This is a genomic window from Pseudomonas panipatensis (assembly GCF_900099785.1).
GTDB lineage: Bacteria > Pseudomonadota > Gammaproteobacteria > Pseudomonadales > Pseudomonadaceae > Pseudomonas > Pseudomonas panipatensis.
Map to the genome: position 1 here is coordinate 822,294 of NZ_FNDS01000001.1, position 19,761 is coordinate 842,054.

Annotated in this window: 21 protein-coding genes; 8 read left to right on the plus strand and 13 right to left on the minus strand. The window is 64.3% G+C overall.

All coding sequences use genetic code 11. The annotated features are described in order from the left end of the window. Positions 1-107: 107 nt before the first annotated feature. Together BLQ74_RS03990 and BLQ74_RS03995 are read right to left on the minus strand one after the other, a co-directional pair. Entirely contained in the window at positions 108-338 is a 231-nt protein-coding gene (locus tag BLQ74_RS03990; protein ID WP_090261069.1) for a hypothetical protein, read from the minus strand. 182 nt (positions 339-520) lie between these two features. Continuing rightward, positions 521-1,474 carry a DUF2971 domain-containing protein gene (locus BLQ74_RS03995; RefSeq protein WP_090261070.1) on the minus strand — a complete coding sequence of 318 codons (954 nt, stop codon included), beginning with the start codon at positions 1,472-1,474 and terminating at the stop codon, positions 521-523. Positions 1,475-2,084: 610 nt separating this feature from the next. Here BLQ74_RS03995 and BLQ74_RS04000 point away from each other — a divergent pair. From BLQ74_RS04000 to BLQ74_RS04010, 3 genes are all read left to right on the plus strand, one after another. After that, on the plus strand, positions 2,085-2,636 hold the full coding sequence (locus BLQ74_RS04000) for a DUF4124 domain-containing protein (protein WP_170842757.1): 552 nt from the start codon (positions 2,085-2,087) through the stop codon (positions 2,634-2,636). A 95-nt stretch (positions 2,637-2,731) separates the two neighbouring features. Next, complete coding sequence (locus BLQ74_RS04005) at positions 2,732-3,160, plus strand: thiol-disulfide oxidoreductase DCC family protein (RefSeq protein WP_090261075.1); 429 nt, start codon at positions 2,732-2,734, stop codon at positions 3,158-3,160. 660 nt (positions 3,161-3,820) lie between these two features. Further along, positions 3,821-5,059 (plus strand): methyl-accepting chemotaxis protein, encoded by a 1,239-nt coding sequence (locus BLQ74_RS04010; protein WP_425287478.1) that lies wholly within the window; start codon positions 3,821-3,823, stop codon positions 5,057-5,059. Positions 5,060-5,150: 91 nt separating this feature from the next. Here BLQ74_RS04010 and BLQ74_RS04015 read toward each other — a convergent pair whose 3' ends face one another. Genes BLQ74_RS04015 through puuE form a run of 5 tightly spaced genes read right to left on the minus strand, consistent with a single transcriptional unit; the run spans position 5,151 to position 9,568 of the window. Then, positions 5,151-6,467, minus strand: a complete 1,317-nt coding sequence (locus tag BLQ74_RS04015; RefSeq protein WP_090261080.1) for a urate hydroxylase PuuD — start codon at positions 6,465-6,467, stop codon at positions 5,151-5,153. Positions 6,468-6,517: 50 nt separating this feature from the next. Next, positions 6,518-7,027 carry an ureidoglycolate lyase gene (locus tag BLQ74_RS04020; protein WP_090261082.1) on the minus strand — a complete coding sequence of 170 codons (510 nt, stop codon included), beginning with the start codon at positions 7,025-7,027 and terminating at the stop codon, positions 6,518-6,520. Positions 7,028-7,086: 59 nt separating this feature from the next. Beyond that, a complete protein-coding gene (gene alc / locus BLQ74_RS04025) occupies positions 7,087-8,082 on the minus strand; it encodes an allantoicase (protein WP_090261084.1) in 996 nt (331 codons plus the stop codon). A 41-nt stretch (positions 8,083-8,123) separates the two neighbouring features. Then, a complete protein-coding gene (gene uraD, locus BLQ74_RS04030) occupies positions 8,124-8,639 on the minus strand; it encodes a 2-oxo-4-hydroxy-4-carboxy-5-ureidoimidazoline decarboxylase (protein WP_090261086.1) in 516 nt (171 codons plus the stop codon). Beyond that, on the minus strand, positions 8,636-9,568 hold the full coding sequence (puuE, locus tag BLQ74_RS04035) for an allantoinase PuuE (protein WP_090261088.1): 933 nt from the start codon (positions 9,566-9,568) through the stop codon (positions 8,636-8,638). Before puuE ends, uraD begins: the two co-directional genes overlap by 4 nt. A gap of 407 nt (positions 9,569-9,975) precedes the next feature. On the opposite strand from puuE, the gene uraH reads away from it, so the two are divergent. Next, the gene (uraH, locus tag BLQ74_RS04040) at positions 9,976-10,329 is read left to right on the plus strand and encodes a hydroxyisourate hydrolase (protein WP_090261090.1); all 354 of its coding nucleotides are present in this window, start codon (positions 9,976-9,978) and stop codon (positions 10,327-10,329) included. A 121-nt stretch (positions 10,330-10,450) separates the two neighbouring features. Here uraH and BLQ74_RS04045 read toward each other — a convergent pair whose 3' ends face one another. Together BLQ74_RS04045 and BLQ74_RS04050 are read right to left on the minus strand one after the other, a co-directional pair. Then, positions 10,451-11,077 carry a LysE family translocator gene (locus BLQ74_RS04045; RefSeq protein ID WP_090261092.1) on the minus strand — a complete coding sequence of 209 codons (627 nt, stop codon included), beginning with the start codon at positions 11,075-11,077 and terminating at the stop codon, positions 10,451-10,453. Positions 11,078-11,146: 69 nt separating this feature from the next. Further along, a complete protein-coding gene (locus BLQ74_RS04050; RefSeq protein WP_090261094.1) occupies positions 11,147-12,496 on the minus strand; it encodes an NCS2 family permease in 1,350 nt (449 codons plus the stop codon). Between the two features lie 387 nt (positions 12,497-12,883). Here BLQ74_RS04050 and BLQ74_RS04055 point away from each other — a divergent pair, with 387 nt between their 5' ends. After that, the gene (locus tag BLQ74_RS04055; RefSeq protein ID WP_090261096.1) at positions 12,884-13,648 is read left to right on the plus strand and encodes a GntR family transcriptional regulator; all 765 of its coding nucleotides are present in this window, start codon (positions 12,884-12,886) and stop codon (positions 13,646-13,648) included. A 57-nt stretch (positions 13,649-13,705) separates the two neighbouring features. On the opposite strand, the gene queD is transcribed toward BLQ74_RS04055, so the two are convergent. The 3 genes from queD to norR all read right to left on the minus strand — a co-directional run bounded on the left by queD (position 13,706) and on the right by norR (position 16,458). Continuing rightward, on the minus strand, positions 13,706-14,062 hold the full coding sequence (gene queD, locus BLQ74_RS04060; RefSeq protein WP_089391973.1) for a 6-carboxytetrahydropterin synthase QueD: 357 nt from the start codon (positions 14,060-14,062) through the stop codon (positions 13,706-13,708). Between the two features lie 216 nt (positions 14,063-14,278). Then, complete coding sequence (locus BLQ74_RS04065) at positions 14,279-14,767, minus strand: carboxypeptidase-like regulatory domain-containing protein (RefSeq protein WP_090261098.1); 489 nt, start codon at positions 14,765-14,767, stop codon at positions 14,279-14,281. A 137-nt stretch (positions 14,768-14,904) separates the two neighbouring features. Further along, positions 14,905-16,458 carry a nitric oxide reductase transcriptional regulator NorR gene (gene norR / locus BLQ74_RS04070; RefSeq protein WP_090261100.1) on the minus strand — a complete coding sequence of 518 codons (1,554 nt, stop codon included), beginning with the start codon at positions 16,456-16,458 and terminating at the stop codon, positions 14,905-14,907. A gap of 156 nt (positions 16,459-16,614) precedes the next feature. On the opposite strand from norR, the gene hmpA reads away from it, so the two are divergent. The 3 genes from hmpA (at position 16,615) to BLQ74_RS04085 (ending at position 19,335) form a co-directional block, all read left to right on the plus strand. Continuing rightward, positions 16,615-17,796 (plus strand): NO-inducible flavohemoprotein, encoded by a 1,182-nt coding sequence (gene hmpA / locus BLQ74_RS04075; protein ID WP_090261102.1) that lies wholly within the window; start codon positions 16,615-16,617, stop codon positions 17,794-17,796. A gap of 104 nt (positions 17,797-17,900) precedes the next feature. Next, the gene (locus tag BLQ74_RS04080; RefSeq protein ID WP_090261104.1) at positions 17,901-18,158 is read left to right on the plus strand and encodes a transmembrane sensor/regulator PpyR; all 258 of its coding nucleotides are present in this window, start codon (positions 17,901-17,903) and stop codon (positions 18,156-18,158) included. Beyond that, positions 18,145-19,335, plus strand: a complete 1,191-nt coding sequence (locus BLQ74_RS04085; RefSeq protein ID WP_090261107.1) for an NnrS family protein — start codon at positions 18,145-18,147, stop codon at positions 19,333-19,335. The genes BLQ74_RS04080 and BLQ74_RS04085 overlap by 14 nt, the downstream gene beginning before the upstream one ends. A gap of 38 nt (positions 19,336-19,373) precedes the next feature. Here BLQ74_RS04085 and BLQ74_RS04090 read toward each other — a convergent pair whose 3' ends face one another. Then, positions 19,374-19,739 (minus strand): YfeK family protein, encoded by a 366-nt coding sequence (locus tag BLQ74_RS04090; RefSeq protein ID WP_170842758.1) that lies wholly within the window; start codon positions 19,737-19,739, stop codon positions 19,374-19,376. Between the last annotated feature and the right edge of the window lie 22 nt (positions 19,740-19,761).

Here is a 19,761-nt window from a genome sequence, read left to right on the forward strand (position 1 = left end):
GAAGGGGATTCGGTGAGCTGGAATCTGGCAGATTTTCCTGTAAAAAGCCCGCCAAGGCGGGCTCGTATGTGTAAGCTATTTTTCAATGTGGCTGTTATACGAAGAACTTAGGCTTTAGGCACCAAGTCAAACCGGCTACCGTCCGCTCTAATGATGGCCAGTCCATCGATCCGCCCTATGACCTGATCACCGATCATATAGAGGCCGTCGATAACTCGCCCATTCTTTTCCTCGAATTTAGGGGGGATCTCATAGAACACCCCCTTCACCAGTTCAGCAACCTTCATCTGCTGAAACTCGACATCATAGCTAGCCTGAGGGTCAAATTGCTTTGTCATTCCAATGCTCCTATAGTTGGTTCGGGCAGTATGCCTGATTTGGGAACTTACCTAGTTTAACCATCCTATAACCATGGCTGATCCCGCTTTTGTGATAAAGATTCATCGAGGCAGTTGAAGCTTTATTGTTTCAACAGGATAGGTGCTATTTAGAACTAACTTTTCGATTGGTCTTTTGATAATTATAGGGGGTGAGGTACTGCTTCCATACGAAATTCATGCGGAATTAAGCGCATTTTGAATACAGGAATGCCTGCTGCGTGCGCTTCCCTAATTACTAATGTCTCATTGCTCTCGCTAATTTTTGAACCTAAATAAACAGCTTTGAGTGGAGCAAATAAATTTCTAGGTGGTTCGTCCTTACTGTCTGGTAAAACCAGTCTCCACTCTTCCTCGTAGTCCCAGTCGGGTGATTTGTGAAGTGCAGCGATCACGCCGAACAAATTGTTGAATGCCTTCCCTGAGTTAGCCCCGCGAAGTAAATTAGAAGCATTGAAAACGCCACTATATATGACAGGCCACAGTAATAGGCCAACCATGTTTTCGGGCGGCAAACCTCGAAAGTCGTACCTCATCGCGAAACCGGTGTGATCCTTGGCGTAATGGGCCCAAAGTGGCAAAGAGTCCAGTCGCTCGGTGAGTGAGCAGATTTTGTAAGAGTTCTGAATTTGCCTGTTCATCTCAGTGATGGTCTTGGCAATAAAGTTTGCGTGACTATCTTTTATCACCGTAGCTACTTTCGCTAGTTCCTCATCGCCAATCTGGGTGGCTGCGTCTATTTGAGAGTAGTCATGCTTAACCAGCTCTAAAATCGGATCACTTGCGCACAGTATCGATTGGCGATCTTCCTCGTATATTCCTTCAGTGTGCTCTAGTAACAATTCGATATGAGATTTTCCGAAGTGAGGATCAAAATTCACTGCGGAGTCGTATGGGTCGTTAAAATTGCTCGCGAAAGTTAGGTGGAGTGTGGAGTCTCTTAGATTGCTCAAGGAATAGTCGTTGACCTCGCGAAACTTATACAGTGATTCTGGAAAATTTCGGCGTTTCAACTGCTGAGCGGTCCTGATGTTTTCCTGTGGAAGATTGCTCGCGCACATCAACTGCATAAGCTCTTCGACCCAGTCCTTCGGCATTTTGTCTCCCTATTCTCCAGCTAAATTAAAAATTTCTCGCATAATTCCTCTCAGACGTCCAGCGTGTCCATATGGAATATAGGCTGCATTTATCAAGGGGCCCACCGCTCTATCGAGACTAAGCTATGTCATCGTATAGGTGGCACGAAATAGTCAACAATGATTATGGATGACTTTTATGAAGGTGCGAAGGTAGGTAGCGCAGCAAGGCCTCGCTGAAAAAGCTCAGGGAATCCAACGGTACAGAAATGGTACATGAATAGCGGAGGTGGTCTGAGAGGCTGGTATTTGCTGTAGCTCTAAGGAGTGTTGGTCCAGTCCATCATCGGCGCCACGGAGAAGCGGCGGGAGGGCTCAGGGTGCGTGGCTTGGGGGAGTGCGGGGGATTCTTCGGGCATGCTGATCTGTATAGGCGTTCGCCGCTGGGTTCGAGCCCGGCGAAAACATGGCAATGGGGAAGGCGGCGATCTTACCAGAAAGCCAGTCGCCGAGGCCGACCGGATGGCGGCGGCGCTGGTGGTTGCGCCGCAGTCCGTACGCGCGTTCCGGAACTTTCCGCTCGCCGAGGGTCAGAGCTGTCAATCTGCAATCGCTCAGCCAGGGAGGCTGTATGAAGGGATTGACTGTCGCGGTTTCGTTGTTGCTCTGCGCCACCGGGGTCCAGGCGGAAACGGTCTACAAGTGTATCGATGCGCAGGGCAGGGTGACCTTTACCCAGCAGAGTTGCCCGAACGGCAAGGCGCCGGGGCTTCAGGTGGAGGTGCAGAACCCTCGTCCCAGCGGGGTGGGCGAGTCTGCGTTGATGGCGCCCGCCGCGCCGATGCAGGCGCCCCCGTCGAGCGCTGCGCAGCCGGTGCCGCCGCCTGCTCCGGCGAGCGGCGGCACGCGGGTCACGGTGGTGGGTGGTTCGCTGGAGGCGCCGGCGTGTTCCACCGGTCTTTCCGAGCGCGACTTGCGTACCGCCATGGTGCGCAAGGAGATCGTTCCGGGGATGAGCCGCAAGGAGATCGAAAGCATGTTCGGCACCCCGAGCAAGCAGAGCAGCGCCCGTGGTGGCGGCACCAGTACCTATTGGAACGACAGGTACCTGAACGTCTTCAGTGTCGATTTCGACCGTAATGGCTGCGTCGAGAGCAGCTATCAGTCCGGCGCCAGCGATTGATCCTGCGCCCCGCCGTCGCGGCGCAGGATCAGTCCGGGCTCCGTTGGCTTACACTCGGCAGGCGCGGCTTTCACGCGTGCTCGGGAGTCCGGAATATGCAACTTCCCCCACATCTGAACGAAGGCGACAAGGTCGTTCTGTTCGATGGAGTCTGCCGGCTGTGCAATGGCTGGAGCCGCTTCCTCATCCGCCATGATCGTGGCGAGTCCATCAAGTTGTGCAGTGTGCAGTCACCGGAAGGGCAGGCGATCCTCGCCTGGTTCGGCCTGCCGACCGAGCGTTTCGACACCATGCTCTATGTCGAGGGCGCCAGGGCCTGGGAGAAGAGCGATGCGTTCCTCGCCGTGATCGGCCAATTGCCCGCGCCTTGGCGTCATCTGCGCAGCTTGCGCCTGTTGCCGCGTGCTTTGCGCGACTGGTGCTACGACCGCATCGCGCGCAACCGCTATGCGCTGTTCGGCCGTTACGAGCATTGCCTGTTGCCCTTGCCTGAGCACCGGCGGCGCTTCCTCGGCAATGGCTGAGGGCGCTGCCCGGATTCGGCATCGTCAGCCGAAGGCTGTTTCCTTGCGCGTTTGTGGGGCTCGGCGGCTTCGCGCCTTTGTCTGTTCAGGGGGGAAGGCTTGTACCTTGGTAGTGATGCGACATCGCCTTACAGAAATCTCCTGCTACCGACTAAGGAACGATAGCCGCCAGTGGCGATTGGTCGCCTAATGGCCCTGACAACAATAATCAGGGCCTGAGCAACTCGTTCCGCACCGTGTGGCGGAAGGGTTGGCGGCTGGAGAGGTGCCCTAATGGACCCCGCGCGTTCGCGTATCTTCCTCGTTCTTTCCCTGCAGACTGCCGGCCTTTTGTTACTGTTCGTCGCTCAGGCACTGGGCGGCTGGCCGCTTTCGCTGTGCCTGCTGCTGGGGGCCGTGCTGCTCTGGCTGCCCTGGTTCATCGGTGAACGTCGGCCGGCGCCGGGTAGCGTGGCGGCCGCTCCGGAAATGGCGGCGCTGACCCGCGATCTGTCCCATAGCACCAGTCACAACGCACTGTCCGCCGCCGGCGTGTCTTATTCCGTGCAGCGCCTGGTGGAGCGCCAGGCGTCGCAGTTGAGCGCGGCCGAGCAGATCGTCGGTAGCGCCGAGGTGATGATTCATACCGAGCGCGCCACCTCCAGCCTGGCCCGCCAGGCCATGGACGCGGCCATCCAGGCGCGAGCCGCCAGCGACGACGGGCGCGGCGAACTGCGCAGTGCCATCGCGCGCATGCATCAACTCAGTGCCCGCGCCGGCGCCAGCCGTGAGCTGATCGAAGCGCTCAGCCAGCGCAGCGAGGACATCCAGCGCGTGGCCCAGGTGATTCAGTCGATCGCCAGCCAGACCAATCTGCTGGCGCTCAACGCCGCCATCGAAGCGGCCCGCGCCGGCGAGCACGGCCGTGGTTTCGCAGTGGTCGCCGAGGAGGTGCGTGGCCTGGCCGGACGCACTGCGGAGGCCACCGAGGAAGTCGGGCAGATGGTCGAGGACATCCAGCGGCGTACCGGGGAGGTGGCCGAGCAGATTCGCCAATTGGCCGCCGATCTCGATGAGGGCGTGGGGCAGGTCGAACACACCGGCCGGCAATTGGAAGGGATCGCCGGGTACGCCGCCAGCGTGGAACGGCAGATCACCGAGATCGCCGAAGGCGCGGAAATCAATCGCCACCAGTTGGACAGCCTGTTCGCCGCGGTCGAGCGCATGCGTGGCGACCTGCGCGTCAGCGACGAGCAGACCCATCGCCTGGCGGACGCCGCGGTGCATCTGGAGGCGCAGGCCGAAGCGATCAGCGAGCGCCTGGCCGAGGTTGGCCTGGACGATTACCACCAGCGTGTCTATGACCTCGCCCGCGAAGGCGCGCGCGCCATCGCTGCCCGCTTCAGCGCGGATATCGAAGACGGGCGGATCAGCGCCGAGGACCTGTTCGATCGTCAATACCAGCCGCTGCCCGGAACTCAGCCGCAGAAGTACCGGACGCGCTTCGACCGCTACACCGACGAGGTCCTGCCGCGCATCCAGGAAGACTTGCTGCAGCGCCATGAGGGCTTGGTCTTCGCCATCGCCTGCACGCCCGAGGGCTATGTGCCGACGCATAACCGCGCCTTCGCCCAGCCGCCCAGCGGCGATCTGCAGGTGGACATGCTCAAGAGTCGCAGCAAACGCATGTTCGACGACCGCACCGGCATCCGTTGCGGCAGCCATCAGCAGGCGCTGTTGCTGCAGACCTACTGCCGCGATACCGGCGAGCTGATGCACGACCTTTCGGTGCCGATCATGGTCGATGGCCGGCATTGGGGCGGCTTGCGCCTGGGGTATCGACCGGAGGGCCTGCCCCTCAGCGATAACCGCGTCCTGCGCGCGCCGCAGAAATCGGAGTCGGCCAGTCTCAACGGCTGATCCCGGCGTCCCCGGCCACGCCGTTCGTGGCGGGGAGAAGCAAAAAAACCGCACCCATGGGTGCGGTTTTTCGTTCACTCGGGTTTCGCCCTCAATTGGTCTGGGCACCCTTGGCGATCCAGGAACCGAGCAGGTTGCGCTCGTCCTGGGTCATCTGGGTGATGTTGCCCAGCGGCATCACCTGGGACGCCACCGCCAGTGCCTGAATGCGCGTGGCCTGGGCCTGGATCTGCTGCGGCGTATCGAACATCACCCCGGCCGGCGCGGCGCTGAACATCGGGTTGCTCGGTTTGGCCGAGTGGCAGACGGCGCAGCGTTGCTCGATGACCTGATGGACCTTGTCGAAGTCCGCATCGCTGGCCGTCGATGCCTGGACCGGGGCGGTCGGCGCCTGGGCCGGTTTGGCGGCTTCCTCCTTGGCCAGTTCGGCAGCGGTCTTGCCACCGATGGCGGTGCCCGGCAACGGCTGGTACTCGATCTTCTGCACCTGGGCGCTGCCGCTGCTGGCGGTCTGCAGGTTCGGGCCGGTGACGAAGGCCAGGGCGATCATGCCCACCGCGCCGGCCGGCAGTGCCCAGGCGAAGCCGTTGCCGTTGTGGCGGGTGTTGAAGTAATGACGGACCAGTACGGCGATGGCGGCGATGCCGGCCAGGATCAGCCAGTTGTAGTGGCTGCCATAAGTGCTCGGGAAGTGGTTGCTGATCATGATGAACAGCACCGGCAGGGTGAAGTAGTTGTTGTGCCGCGAGCGCAGCAGACCCTTGGCCGGCAGTACCGGATCGGGCGTGCGGCCTTCCTCGATGGCCTTAACCAGTGCGCGCTGGGCCGGCATGATCACGCGGAATACGTTGCCGACCATGATGGTGCCGATGATGGCGCCGACGTGCAGGTAGGCGCCACGGCCGCTGAACACCTGGCTGAGCAGGAAGGCCGCCAGCACCAACAGGGCGAAGAGGATGACGCCGAGCAGCGCCGGAGTCTTGCCCAGGGCCGAGTCGCACAGGGCGCTGTAGATGAACCAGCCGGCGATCAGCGAGCCGATGCCGATGGCGATGGCCGCGGCCGGCGCCAGGCTGCTGCCGGGAGCGATCAGGTAGAGGCTCGGGTTCAGGTAGAAGACGATGGTCAGCAGGCAGACGCCCGACAGCCAGGTGGAGTAGGCCTCCCATTTGAACCAGTGCAGGTTCTCCGGCATCTTCGGCGGGGCCAGCTTGTACTTCTCCAGGTGGTAGATGCCGCCACCGTGGATCGCCCAGAGGTCGCCCGAGAGTCCGTCGCGCGGGTTGACCCGGTTGAGGTTGTTTTCCAGCCAGACGAAATAGAACGAGGCACCGATCCAGGCGATGCCGACCGTCATGTGAATCCAGCGAACCAGCAGGTTCAGCCATTCGATGAGATGTGCTTCCACAGTCTTTTACCTCTTGCCCGTCCGCCGGCACGCCAGCTTCCGGACCTCTCTTATTGGTTTGAGTGGGGGTCGAGGAGGAGCTGTTCGTCCTCGGTGAAGAAATGCTCGTCGCAGTTGTTCCCGGAACCACTGCGATCGACCACCAGGAAGTCATCCCGCTTTTCGATCGTCAGCACCGGGTGGTGCCAGACGCCGCGGTGGTAATTGATGCCCTGCCTTCCGTTGCTCAGGAAGGCACGGACCAGACCCGGTACAGGTACATCGCCATAGGGCGCGACCACGACCAGAAAAGGGTTGCCGAGCAGCGGCACGAAGGCCTGGCTGCCCAGCGGGTGACGCTCCAGCATGCGGATACGCAAGGGCACCTGCAGCGCCTCGGCGCTGAAGATGCTGATGATCGCCTGATCCTCGGGCTGCGCGGTCTCGACCGTGGCGAGCTTGTGGTAGCGACGGGTGGAGCCGTTGTTGATCATGAAGTAGTCGCTGCCGTCGGTTTCGATGACATCACCGAACGGGGCGAAGGCTTGCTTGGTCAGTGGCTCGATTTTCAGGGTGCGCATGGTGGGTCTGCTTGTATTCGTTGATCGTTCCGCCCCGCCGGGCGGGCTGCGTCGATGCCTTACCCGGCGACCTTGCCGAACAGGCGCAGTCGGCTGACGCCGCCGTCCGGGAAGATGTTCAGGCGCACGTGGGTGATCGGTCCGAGTTCCTTGATCTGCTCGATGAAGCTGTGTTCCTGGTGCATCTGCAGCTTCTGGCTCGGCAGCAGTTCGCGCCAGTACAGGCTCTGGGTGGCGATCTGACTGTCGGTGCCGCCCTTCACGAAGGCGCCCTGGATGCTGCAGCTTTCCGGGTAGTTGCCCTTGAAGTGCAGGGTGTCGACGATGATTTTCTCGACGATGCCGGCATGGCCCAGCGCGACTATCACCCAATCGTTGCCCGGGGTGCGGCGGCGCCCGGTTTCCCAGCCGTCGCCCATGTTCACGCCGCGGCCCGGGTTGAGGATGTTGCTCATGCGCCCGAAGTGCTCGTCGGAGCAGGCCAGGGCGCGGCCGCCGTTGAGCGCGGCGGCCAGGTCGACCTGCTCGTCGGGGTTCTGCTTGGCCCAGTCGCGGAAGGGGATGCCGTATACGCGCAGGCGCGCCACACCGCCGTCCGGGTAGATATTCAGGCGCAGGTGGGTGTAGGGGCGGTCGTCGTCGATGGCATGGTAGTGGTGGCTGTTGCCCTGCAGTTCGACCGAGGACAGCACTTCGCTCCACTGGGTGTCGTCGCTCGGGTCGCCTTCGGCGACGAAGCAGCCGTCCAGCGACGCCGACGGCGGGAAGTTACCGGTGAAGAAGCTGGTATCGATATCCACGCCCTTGATCGAGCCCGGCACGCCCAGGCGGATCACCGCATGGTCGTAGCCCTCGAAGCGCTTGCGGCGGGACTCCCAGCCGTCCATCCACTTGCCGTTGTCATCGAACACGCCTTCCTTCCACACCGCGGCGGTGGGCTGCAGCATGCGGCTGGCAGCGGCGAACCATTCGTCGGTGACACTGATCACCTTGCTCCCGAGGCGGTCATCCGCGAGGTTGACGAACTTCTCGAAGGGAGCGTTGTAGGTTCTCATCTTGTTCTCCTTGGTTACCTGAATTTCCGCCCGTGGCTCGCTCAGAGCTGTTGCAGGCGGAACATCGCGATCTTGTTGATTTCCGCCAGGGCGGTCTGGAATTCCTGCTCCGGCGTGTTGTGGATGCGTTCTTCGAAGGCGGCGAGGATCTGGTGCCGGTTGCTGCCCTTCACCGCCTTGATGAAGGGGAAGCCGAACCTGGCCTTGTAGGCGTCGTTGAGTGCGTTGAAGCGGGCGAACTCCTCGGCGGTGCATTGGTGGATGCCGGCGCCGGCCTGTTCGGAGGTGCTGGAGGCGGTCAGCTCGCCGCGCACGGCGGCTTTGCCGGCCAGGTCCGGGTGCGCGTTGATCAGCGCCAGTTGGGCGTCGCGGCTGGCCGACAGGAGGATGTCGGCCATGCGCTGTTGCAGTGCTTCGATCTCATTGAGGCTGTCGTCCACGCCGAGGTCGTAGGCCTTTTCGGCGACCCAGGGCGAGTGCTCGTAGATATCGGCGAAGGCGGCGACGAAGGCGGCACGGTCGAGGCGCGCCGGGGTCAGGGTCTGAAAACGGCTCATGGGCGCTCCTCGGCCTTGAACGGATGGTTGTCGTGCCAGTGGCGGGCAATGTCGACGCGGCGCGCCACCCAGACTTTTTCGTGGCCTTTGACGTACTGGATGAAGCGCTCCAGCGCCGCCAGGCGTGCCGGGCGGCCAAGCAGGCGGCAGTGCATGCCGATGGAGAGCATCTTTGGCGCGCCTTCGCTGCCTTCGGCATAGAGCACGTCGAAGGCGTCCTTGAGGTACTCGAAGAAATCGTCGCCCTTGTTGAATCCCTGCACCTGGGTGAAGCGCATGTCGTTGGTGTCCAGCGTGTAGGGGATCACCAGGTGCGGCTTTTCGGCGCTGCTCGCCGGGTCCCAGTAGGGCAGGTCGTCGTCGTAGGTGTCGGAGTCGTAGAGGAAGCCGCCTTCCTCCATTACCAGGCGCCGGGTATTCGGGCCGGTGCGGCCGGTGTACCAGCCCAGCGGGCGCTCGCCGGTCAGTTCGGTGAGGATGCGGATGGCTTCCAGCAGGTGCTCGCGCTCCTGGGCTTCGTCCATGTACTGGTAGTCGATCCAGCGGTAGCCGTGGCTACAAATCTCGTGGCCGTCCTTGACCATCTGGCGGATCGCCTCGGGATGGCGCTGAGCGGCCATGGCCACGGCGAACACGGTCAGCGGCAGGTCGTATTTCCTGAACAGCTTGAGCAGGCGCCAGACGCCGGCGCGGCTGCCATATTCATAGAGGGATTCCATGCTCATGTGGCGCACGCCCTGCAGTGGCTGGGCAGCGACCATCTCGGAGAGGAAGGCCTCGGATTCCTTGTCGCCGTGGAGGATGCAGCGCTCGCCGCCTTCCTCGTAGTTGAGCACGAAGGACAGGGCGATGCGGGCATCGCCCGGCCAGCGCGGATGGGGAGGATTGTTGCCGTAACCGATCAGGTCGCGTGGATAGTCAGCGCTCACTGCAGTATTCCTTCTTGTGGATGGCTCGGCGTGCGTGCCCGTGGGCGCTTTCGTGCAGCCGGAATGGCAACATTGTATACAAGTTGAGTGTCTGAATGTAAATACACCGCTTCGCCGAGTGGCACCGATCGGCAACGCTCTGGATAGGCTTCTTTCAAGCAAATAACTTGCCTGAACGGTCAGGTGGCTGCCGCGCAAGTCCTATAGTGGCTGGTGTGCGACGAAATGGTGCGGCGCCTGATGAATGGTCCGTTTCGGGGCGGTGCTGGATTTTTGTATACAATTCGTTGGTGATAACGTATGTTTTCTTCACTCGCCGAGGCGGCCATGGGCCGCGCGGTGCAACCTAAACTGCACAACTGTAAGGAGGAGGGTGTGCGCCGCTATGCCGGCGCCGCCGAAGACCCATGGGACGTTTGACGACGCATGTACTGGATTCCGCCCACGGCTGTCCCGGCCATGGCATCAGGATCGAGCTGTACCGCGTGGAGGGCCAGCAACTGGAGCTGATCGCCAGCCGCGTGACCAATGACGACGGCCGTTGTGACGAGCCGCTGCTGCAGGGCGCTGATTTTCGTGCCGGTGTCTATCAATTGCTGTTCCATGCCGGCGACTACTACCGCGGTCGTGGCGTGCAATTGCCGCAGCCGGCCTTCCTTGACCAGGTGGTGCTGCGCTTTGGCGTTGCTTGCGAGAGCGACCACTATCACGTGCCGCTGCTGATTTCCCCCTACAGCTACTCGACCTATCGCGGCAGCTAGTTCGCCGCCATCCACGACTTCCCTCGGACTCTTCGTGGCGTCTCTGTTGGCCCGCCGGCATGGCGGGCTTCTTTTTGCGTGGTGGAAAAGGGGCGGCGCTCGGCTGCGCTCTGCCGGGGGCTCAGCGGCTCAACAGGGACGCCCCGCCAGCGCTGGCGAAGAGCGCCGCGCTGCCACGGTTGAACCAGGCCTGGCCCCTGCCCGAGCGCAGGAAGCGCGCGGCGCCGTGGGCGCTGAGGCCGTAGAACAGCTTGCAGGCGAAGTCGAGCACGGCCCAGGTGAGGATCAGCACCAGCAATTGCTGCCAGAGCGGATGGTCGGCCTTGAGGAATTGCGGCAGGAAGGCGGCGAAGAAGAGGATGTCCTTGGGGTTGCTCGCGCCCAGGCCGAAGGCCTTCCAGAACAGGCTGCGGAAGCCGGGATTGACCGGCTGCTCCTCCACCCTGGCGGGCTTGCCGGCCACGCGCGAGGCTTGCCAGCTCTGCCAGGCGAGATAGAAGAGGTAGAGAGCGCCGATCAGTTTGAGCGCGCTGAAGAGTTTTTCCGAGGCCAGCAGCAGGGCGCCCAGGCCGAGGGCCGAGGCGCTGAGCAGGCAGATGGAGGCGCAGACCCCGCCGAGGAAGGCTGGCAGCGAGCGGCGCAGGCCGTAGTTCAGGCTGTTGCTGACCATCAGCAGCGACAACGGACCGGGAATCAGAATCACGACCAGGGCGGCGCTGCTGTAGAGCAGCCAGGTGTCCACGTTCATCGCTGGCATCTCGCGCAAAGAAAGAGCCCCGGCACACAGGCGCCAGGGCTGGGGAGGGGCTGGCTCAGGTTACAGGAAGATGAATTTGGCTACAAATATCAGGCAGAGTGCATACAGGCTTGCGGTCACGTCCTTCCGGCGGCCGGTGCAGACCTTCATCACCACATAGGTCACGAAGCCCAGGGCGATGCCGTCGGCGACCGAGAAGGTCAGCGGCATCATGATCACGGTGACGATCGCCGGGATGGTCTCGGTGTGTTCCTTCCAGTCGATGTGCGCCAGGCCGCCCATCATCAGCATGGCCACATAGATCAGCGCGCCGGCGGTGGCGTAGGCGGGGATCATCCCGGCCAGCGGGGCGAAGAACATGGCGGCGACGAAGAGCACGCCGACCGTCACCGCGGTAAGTCCGGTGCGGCCGCCGGCGGCGACCCCGGCGGCGCTCTCGACGTAGCTGGTGACCGGCGGCACGCCGAGCAGGGCGCCGACCACGCTGGAGGCGCTATCGGCCTTCATGGCCTTGGACAGGTTCTCGATGCGCCCGTCGTCGCGGACCAGGTGGGCGCGCTGAGCCACGCCCATCAGAGTGCCGGCGGTGTCGAACATGTGCACGAAGAGGAAGGCCAGGATCACGCTGATCATGGTCACGTTGAAGGCGCCGGCGATGTCCATGGCGAGGAAGGTCGGCGCCAGGCTCGGCGGCAGCGAGAAGACTCCGCCGAACTTCACCAGGCCGAGGCCGACACCGGCCAGGGTGACGGTGAGGATGCTGATGAGAATGCCGCCGAACACGCGGCGGTATTCGAGCACCGCGATCATCAGGAAGCAGACGGCGGCCAGCAGCGGGGCGGGCTTGGTCAGGTCGCCGAGATGGACCAGGGTCGCCGGACTGGCGACCACGATGCCGGCGGTCTTCAGGCCGATCAGGCCGAGGAACAGCCCGACACCCGCGCCCATGGCGAAGCGCAGGCTGAGTGGAATGCTGTTGAGCAGCCATTCGCGGATACGCGTGAAGGTCAGCAGCATGAACAGCACGCCGGAAATGAAGACCGAGCCCAGGGCGATCTGCCAGCTGTAGCCCATGGTGTGGACGACGGTGTAGGTGAAGAAGGCGTTGAGGCCCATGCCCGGCGCCAGGCCCACCGGCCAGTTGGCATACAGTCCCATGAGGAAGCAACCCAGCGCTGCGGCCAGGCAGGTGGCGACGAAGGCGGCGCCGTGGTCGACGCCGGCGTCGGCCATGATGTTGGGGTTGACGAAGATGATGTAGGCCATGGTGATGAAGGTGGTCAGGCCGGCAGCCAGTTCGGTCTTCACCGTGGTCTGGTGCAGGCTGAGCTTGAACAGGCGTTCGAGCAGGCCTGTGGTGGGCGGGCTGGCGGCATAGGCGACTTGTTGTTCTTGTTTGGTGCTTTCCACAGCGGGTACTCCTCAGCGCTCTTGTTGTTGGTCCTTGCTGTCGGCTGGTTCACCTTGGTCCCTTGCGCGGCAGAAGGTTGTGAGGGTGTTTTTCTGACTTAATGGTCAGGATGTCACGCGAGCGATTATGAGGTTGTATACAAAAAATTCAAATAATGTTTCGTACGTTTCCGCCGGCGATTTCCAAACAATCTGTCAGTCGAATCGTCTCCGGCTGGTTGAAAAACGCTCAGCCGAAGTGAGCCGGCGCGGCGTGCCCAGGGGCGCCGTGGCGAGTGCGCGGGGTTGGGTGTTTTGTGTACACTGATCGCCATCATTTTGTCGTGCCGGCTGCCTGGCGCACGGACCACGCCCAGGCCCACGGCTCGCTCACAAGGTTCAGGACCGATGACCGACCAGTTGCAACAGATCAAGAAGCAGCCGCGCGCCGGCAAGAGCCGCACCGGCACGCAGGACGAGATCGTCTATGCGCACATCTTCGATGCCATCCTCGAACAGCGCCTGGCCCCCGGCACCAAGCTGAGCGAGGAGGCCCTGGGGGAAATCTTCGGCGTCAGCCGCACCATCATCCGTCGCGCCCTGTCACGCCTGGCCCATGAGCAGGTGGTGCTGCTGCGGCCGAATCGTGGCGCGGTGGTGGCCAGCCCGAGCATCGACGAAGCCCGGCAGATTCTCTTCGCCCGGCGCACGGTGGAGCGCGCCATCACCGAACTGGCGGTGGACAACGCCAGCGCCGAGGCGTTGGCCGAGCTGCGCGAGATGGTCGTCCAGGAGCAGGCGAGTTTCGCCCGCGGCGATCGTGGCGCCGGCATCCGCCTGTCCGGCGAGTTCCACCTGAAGCTGGCCGAGATGGCGAAGAATGCTCCGCTGGTGAGCTTCCAGCGCAGCCTGGTGTCGCAGACCTCGCTGATCATCGCCCAGTACGAAAGCAGCGGTCGCTCGCACTGCTCGTTCGATGAGCACAACGAAATCCTCGATGCCATCGAGAAGGGCGACAAGGAAAAGGCCGTGACCCTGATGATGCACCACATGGAGCACATCGACGACAAGCTGAACCTGGAGAGCGACAGCGCTTCCGGCGACCTGCACGCGGTCTTCTCGCACCTGCTCGGCGGCAAGAAGAAGAGCGGCCGCGCGACCGGCACGCGCTGAGTCCAGGCCCATGCAAAAGCCCCGCATCGGCGGGGCTTTTGCATTTCCGGGCGGCGCTCAGTCGCCGCGGTATTCGCAGCCGCTGGTGCAGGTTTCATGCACGCGCACGCGGGACAGTTCCGGCAGCAGCGGCTTGACCTGTTGCCAGATCCAGCGCGAGAGGTTTTCGCTGGTGGGGTTTTCCAGGCCGGGGATGTCGTTCAGGTAGTTGTGATCGAGCTGCTCGTAGATCGGCTTGAAGATCTGCTTGATCTCGGAGAAGTCGCGAATCCAGCCGGTGTAGGGATCGACCTCGCCCTCGATATACAGCGCCACGCGGAACGAGTGGCCGTGCAGGCGACCGCACTTGTGGCCCTCCGGCACGTGGGGCAGGCGATGGGCGGATTCGAAGGTGAATTCTTTGAACAGTTCCACGTGATGTCCTGTAGCTCAGGCGGAGCGGGCCTCTCGTTAAGGCCCGTGCTTCTGATGTACTGATTGATGTACTGATTAGTCGTTGCTGAGCGCGGATTGTACCCTCATTGGCGGCCAATCCGATTCCTTGCCCGTCGCCGATCCGACCGGCACCGGTCGGCCGGGTGCCGCCTCTCGGCGAAAGGTCTCCGCGCGCGGGTGATTGTCGCGCAGGACCTAGCGGGTCACCTTCACCCGCGCCTCCTGGCCTTCGCTCACGGTGACCGGCGTGAGGATGAATCCGCCTTGGGTGGCCGGGCCGAATTTCGTCTGGGCCTCCCAGGTCACTTCGCTGGTGAGGTAGTAGCGGCCGGCGGGAACCTGGGTGAAGACGAAGTTTCCGTCGCTGTCCGCCTGGGCATGGCGCGTATAGGCGAGCAGCCGCGGGTCGGGGGCGACGATGGGCCGACTCTCCTCGTAGGCCCTGCGCAGCGCCGCCGTATAACTGGTCGCGGGAATCAGCGCGACGTCCTTTCCCGCGCCCAGCTTCAGTTGGCCGCCACGGGTCTTCATGAACACCTGGCCGCTGATCCTGCCGCTGCCGCTGGTTGGCAGCGCCTGGTATTCGGCCACGGGGAAGTCGTCATAGACGACCGGCCTGCCCTGGTTGGGCGAGATGCAGCCCGACAGAGCGAGCAGGGCGATGGCGATGGCAACGCTGCGCATAGGAGCTTCCTGTCGTCGAAGGCCCGGTCAGAGCGCCGAGCCGTTTGCCTCGGAGCGTCCTCGTGGACCGCGCGAGCGGCGCCCCGGCGAGTGTCGCGTCCGCTTAACAAGATAGCTGACGCGCCGCGTCGCGCTGGTCACTTGAGGTCGAGGCGCCGCGCCAGGCGATTGAGGTTGGCACGGTCCACGCCAAGTTCGCGGGCCACCGCCGCCCAGTTGCCCGCATGGCGCTCCAGGCTGGCGGCGATCAGTTGCCGCTGGAAGCTGTCCAGCGCCGGGCGCAGTTCAGCGATGGCGCCGCTGGCAGCGGTCGGCGGCGTCGCCTGGCTGGCCGGCGCCAACGCCAGGCCTTGCTCCAGGCCGAGGTCGGCGACGCCCAGGCTGAGGATGCGCGGACGCTGCGGACTGGCGGCCAGGGCCTTGAGCGAGGCGCGGCCGATCAGGTGTTCCAGCTCACGCACGTTGCCCGGCCAGGGGTAGCCGAGCAGCGCGGCCTGTGCCTCGCGGCTCAGGCGCAGGCTGCGCAGGCCCAGGCGTGGGCGGTTCTGTTCGAGGAAGTAGCCGGCCAGCAGGAGGATGTCGTTGCCGCGCTCGCGCAGCGGCGGGACCCGCAGCGGATAGACGCTCAGGCGGTGGTAGAGGTCGGCGCGGAAGCGCCCGGCGCGGACCTCCTCGGCCAGGTCGCGGTTGGTCGCGGCGACCAGGCGCACGTCGACATGGTGCTCGCGGTCCGAGCCCAGGCGCTGGAGCTGGCCGCTCTGCAGCACGCGCAGCAACTTGGCCTGGATCGCCAGGGGCAGTTCGCCGACCTCGTCGAGGAACAGGGTGCCGCCGTCGGCCAGCTCGAACTTGCCGCGCCGCTCGCCGACCGCGCCGGAGAAGGCGCCGCGCACGTGGCCGAAGAGTTCGCTTTCCACCAGGGTTTCCGGCAGCGCCGCGCAGTTCAGGCTGACCAGCGGCTGGGCATGGCGCAGCGAGTGGTGGTGAATGGCCTGAGCCACCAGCTCCTTGCCGACGCCGGTTTCGCCGGTGACCAGCACGCTCAGATCGCTGCCCGCCACCAGGCGTATCTCTTCCAGCAAGCGCCGATGCGCCGGGCTTTGCCCGATCAATTCGCGCGGCGCCTCGCCGGCGGCGCGCTGGTAGGCGTCGGCGCGCTGTTGCTCCTGCTCGGCGCGCAGGGTCAGGTCGAGCATGCGCTGGCTGGCCTTGACCGTGGCCGCGGCCAGGCTGGCGAAGGCTTGCAGGTTATCCAGGTCGCCGCTGGAAAAGCGCTCCGGGTCGAGGGCGTCGAGGGTCAGCAGGCCCCAGGGCTGCTCGTCGAGGTACAGCGGGCAGCCCAGGCAGTCGTGGACTTCCAGGTGCCCGTGCAGGCCGTCCACCAGGCCGTCGTAGGGATCGGGCAGGCCGCAGTCGGCGGCGAAGCGGGTCGGTCCGTGATTCTCCAGCAGGGCTTGCAGGCGCGGATGCTCGGCGATCTTGAAGCGCCGGCCGAGGGTGTCGGGGCTGAGCCCATCGACGGCCAGCGGCACCAGTTGATCGCCTTCCAGACGCAGCAGCGCGCTGGCGTCGCAGGGCAGCAACTGGCGCAGGGCTTCGAGCAGGCGGCGGTAGCGCTCTTCGTCAGGCAGCTCGCGGGACAGGTCGGCGACCAGCGGCAGCAGGGTGGCGAGCAGGGGGTTGCTGGTCATTTTGACCTCTGTGTAGTCGATAAGACTCGATTGCGTGAGGGTCATTATGACTTCTGCTGGCCTGGAAGTCCCGAAAATGCCGGGCCGTGGGGCTGGCACGCTTCCTGAAACGGTCCAGGCAGTTCCCACCTGTGTTGCGTTCTCGAGGAGATCCACATGCTGTCCAACGAACACCGTACCCTGGTCAAGGCCACCGTTCCCCTGCTGGAGACCGGCGGCGAAGCGCTGACCCGGCACTTCTATCAGATGATGCTCAGCGAGTACCCGGAGGTGCGCCCGCTGTTCAACCAGGCCCACCAGGCCTCCGGCGACCAGCCCCGCGCCCTGGCCAATGGCGTGCTGATGTATGCTCGGCATATCGATGAGCTGGAGCAGCTCGGCCCGCTGGTCGCGCAGATCGTCAACAAGCATGTTGCCCTGCAGATCCTGCCGGAACACTACCCGATCGTCGGCGCCTGCCTGCTGCGTGCCATTCGTGAAGTGCTGGGGGCGGAGATCGCCACCGACGCGGTCCTCGAAGCCTGGGGCGCGGCCTATCAGCAACTGGCTGACATTCTGATCGGCGCCGAGGAGTCCGCCTACGCGCGCAACGCTGCCGAAGCCGGCGGTTGGCGCGGCGCCCGGCGCTTCCGCATCGCCCGCAAGGAAGCGGAAAGCGAGGAGATCACCTCCTTCTACCTGCAACCGGTGGATGGCGGCGCGCTGCTGGACTTCCAGCCCGGCCAGTACATTGGCTTGCGCCTGGTCATCGACGGCGAAGAGCTGCGCCGCACCTACTCGCTGTCGGCGCCGGCCAATGGCCGTGACTACCGCATCAGCGTCAAGCGCGAAGCGGAAGGGCGGGTCTCCAACTACCTGCACGACCAGCTCCACGAAGGCGATGAGCTGGAGCTGTTCCCGCCGGCCGGCGAGTTCGTCCTGCGCGACAGCGAAAAGCCGCTGGCGCTGATCACTGCCGGCGTCGGCATCACCCCGGCACTGGCCATGCTGCAACGCGCCCTGGCCAGCGGCCGCGCGGTGCACTTCATCCACTGCGCCCGGCACGGCGGTGTGCATGCTTTCCGCCAGTGGATCGAAGCCCAGGCGCAGAAGCACCCGCAACTGGCGCACTACTTCTGCTACAGCGAGCCGCGCGAGCAGGACCAGGCGCACGCCGAGGGCTTGCTCAGCCAGCAACAACTGGCCGAGTGGCTGCCGGCACAGCGCGACCTGGATGCCTACTTCCTCGGGCCGAAGCCGTTCATGGCCCAGGTGAAGCGCCATCTGCACGCGCTGGGAGTACCCGAGCAGCAGTGCCACTACGAGTTCTTCGGCCCGGCCAGCGCGCTGGAGGCCTGACGCAATACCCGGCCGGCCTGCGGGCCGGCCACCCTGGGTTCTCTACGGGGCCACCGGAGCTCGGTGACTTTTCGTAGCCAACCCGAGCAACCGGGAGGTGTGTGATGCAAGGCTTCTTTTCCTCTCCGCAGCGCAACCTGGCCCACTCCGCCAGCCTGATGATGGCCGGGGCGGGCATGCTGCTGACCGGCATTGCGGGGGCTTACGTCGTCGATGGGCTGCTCGTCCTGCCGCTGGTGGTGGTTGCCCATGGCCTGACCATCCTCGGTCCGACCTCGATCAAGCTGGGCTATGTGCTGCGTCTGATCGCCCAGCGGCAGATGCGCCAGCCGGGATGGGAGGCTGCCTGTGTTGCTGCTTGATCGTCGCCTGCTGTTGGCGATTCCGCCGCTGTGGCGGCTGGGCTTTCGCCCCTTTTTTCTCGCCGGCGCGCTGTTCGCCGCGCTGGCCATCGTTCTCTGGCTGGGGGCCTTGCTGGGCCTGCTGCCGGGCTGGCAACCGCTGGGTGGCTGGCTGGGCTGGCATCGTCACGAGATGCTGTTCGGGTTCGTCCTGGCGATCATCGCCGGCTTCCTGCTCACCGCCGTGCAGAACTGGACCGGCCGTCCGGGGCTGAGCGGCAAACCCTTGTGCGCGCTGGCCATGCTCTGGCTGGCGGCGCGCCTGGCCTGGCTGCTGGGAGCGCCCTGGTGGCTGGCGGTCCCTGTGGAGCTGGCGTTCCCGCCGGCGCTGGCCTGGTTCATCGGCCTCAGCCTCTGGCAGGTGCGCCAGGTACGCAATTACCCGGTGTTGCTGGTGCTGCTGTTGCTGACCCTGGCCGATGCCCTGGCCATGGCCGGGATCGCCAGCGCCAACGAGACCTGGCTGCGCAGCGGGGTGCTGGCCGCGCTCTGGCTGGTGGTCGCCTTGATGAGCCTGATCGGCGGGCGGGTGATTCCCTTTTTCACCCAGCGCGGCCTGGGCCGTAGCGCCCAGGTGGCGGCCTGGCCCTGGCTGGACAACGCGCTGTTGCTGGGCACCCTGGGCCTGGCCGTGCTCAGTGCCGCCGGCCTGACCCTGCAACCGACGCCTGCCGTGGCGCCGCTGTTCGGCATCCTTGGCGCGGGCCATCTGCTGCGCCTGTGGCGCTGGCGCGATGGCGATCTCTGGCGGGTGCCGCTGCTCTGGTCGCTGCACCTGGCCTATGCCTGGATCGCCCTGGCGCTGCTGGGGCTGGCTGGCGCCGCCATGGGCCTTGGGCTGGCCGCCAGCCTGCCGCTGCATGCGCTGACGGTGGGCGGCGTGGGAGGGTTGATCCTGGCGATGATCGCCCGCGTCAGCCTCGGCCATACCGGCCGCGCGCTGAACCCGCCCGCGGCGATGGCCTGGGCCTTCGCACTGCTCAATCTGGGGGTGACGGCGCGGGTGTTCCTGGTGGCCTGGCTGCCGGTGGCCGGATTGAGCCTCGCGGCGCTGTGCTGGGGGGCGGCCTTCGCGCTGTTCGCCTGGTGCTACGGGCCGATGCTCTGGCGCCCGCGGGTGGACGGCCAGCCAGGTTGATCGCTTGCGCCTTGCCGGCCGTGCCGGCAAGGCTGTGCTCAGGGCGCCTGGCGTAGGCGCTTGAGTTCTGTCGTCAGCCAGGCCCCAGCGTCGTGCTGGCCGTCGGCGCAGCGCACCTGGTAAGGCTTGCCGCTCATGCTGCTTTTGCTGGCGGCGCGCTCGATGAAGTCTTCGGCGCTGTTCACCAGGTCCTTGCCTTCCAGGTAGTCGAGCTTCTGCTGCAAGTGGGCGCGGGCGTCCGCGGGCGAATACTCACTGCCGTTGCGGATGAAGTGGCAGTCGCTGTGCTCGACGAAGTTCAGCAGAGCGCCGATCTCGGCGCGCGCTTGAGCGCCAGGCGCGGCGAACAGCGGTGCTGAACACAGGCAGAGGAGCAGGGCGAGCAGGGGCTGGGGGACACGCATGGCTGGACTCCTGGCGGATTGT

Bases quoted from the DNA above. Each gene is read 5' to 3' on its own strand.
- BLQ74_RS04080 (WP_090261104.1), top strand. From the start codon at position 17,901: ATGCAAGGCTTCTTTTCCTCTCCGCAGCGCAACCTGGCCCACTCCGCC.
- alc (WP_090261084.1), bottom strand. From the start codon at position 8,082: ATGAGAACCTACAACGCTCCCTTCGAGAAGTTCGTCAACCTCGCGGAT.
- BLQ74_RS04045 (WP_090261092.1), bottom strand. From the start codon at position 11,077: ATGAACGTGGACACCTGGCTGCTCTACAGCAGCGCCGCCCTGGTCGTG.
- BLQ74_RS04005 (WP_090261075.1), top strand. From the start codon at position 2,732: ATGCAACTTCCCCCACATCTGAACGAAGGCGACAAGGTCGTTCTGTTC.
- BLQ74_RS03995 (WP_090261070.1), bottom strand. From the start codon at position 1,474: ATGCCGAAGGACTGGGTCGAAGAGCTTATGCAGTTGATGTGCGCGAGC.
- BLQ74_RS04065 (WP_090261098.1), bottom strand. From the start codon at position 14,767: ATGCGCAGCGTTGCCATCGCCATCGCCCTGCTCGCTCTGTCGGGCTGC.
- BLQ74_RS04020 (WP_090261082.1), bottom strand. From the start codon at position 7,027: ATGCGCACCCTGAAAATCGAGCCACTGACCAAGCAAGCCTTCGCCCCG.
- hmpA (WP_090261102.1), top strand. From the start codon at position 16,615: ATGCTGTCCAACGAACACCGTACCCTGGTCAAGGCCACCGTTCCCCTG.
- BLQ74_RS04090 (WP_170842758.1), bottom strand. From the start codon at position 19,739: ATGCGTGTCCCCCAGCCCCTGCTCGCCCTGCTCCTCTGCCTGTGTTCA.
- uraD (WP_090261086.1), bottom strand. From the start codon at position 8,639: ATGAGCCGTTTTCAGACCCTGACCCCGGCGCGCCTCGACCGTGCCGCC.
- norR (WP_090261100.1), bottom strand. From the start codon at position 16,458: ATGACCAGCAACCCCCTGCTCGCCACCCTGCTGCCGCTGGTCGCCGAC.
- BLQ74_RS04055 (WP_090261096.1), top strand. From the start codon at position 12,884: ATGACCGACCAGTTGCAACAGATCAAGAAGCAGCCGCGCGCCGGCAAG.
- uraH (WP_090261090.1), top strand. From the start codon at position 9,976: ATGGGACGTTTGACGACGCATGTACTGGATTCCGCCCACGGCTGTCCC.
- BLQ74_RS03990 (WP_090261069.1), bottom strand. From the start codon at position 338: ATGACAAAGCAATTTGACCCTCAGGCTAGCTATGATGTCGAGTTTCAG.
- BLQ74_RS04000 (WP_170842757.1), top strand. From the start codon at position 2,085: ATGAAGGGATTGACTGTCGCGGTTTCGTTGTTGCTCTGCGCCACCGGG.
- BLQ74_RS04010 (WP_425287478.1), top strand. From the start codon at position 3,821: ATGGACGCGGCCATCCAGGCGCGAGCCGCCAGCGACGACGGGCGCGGC.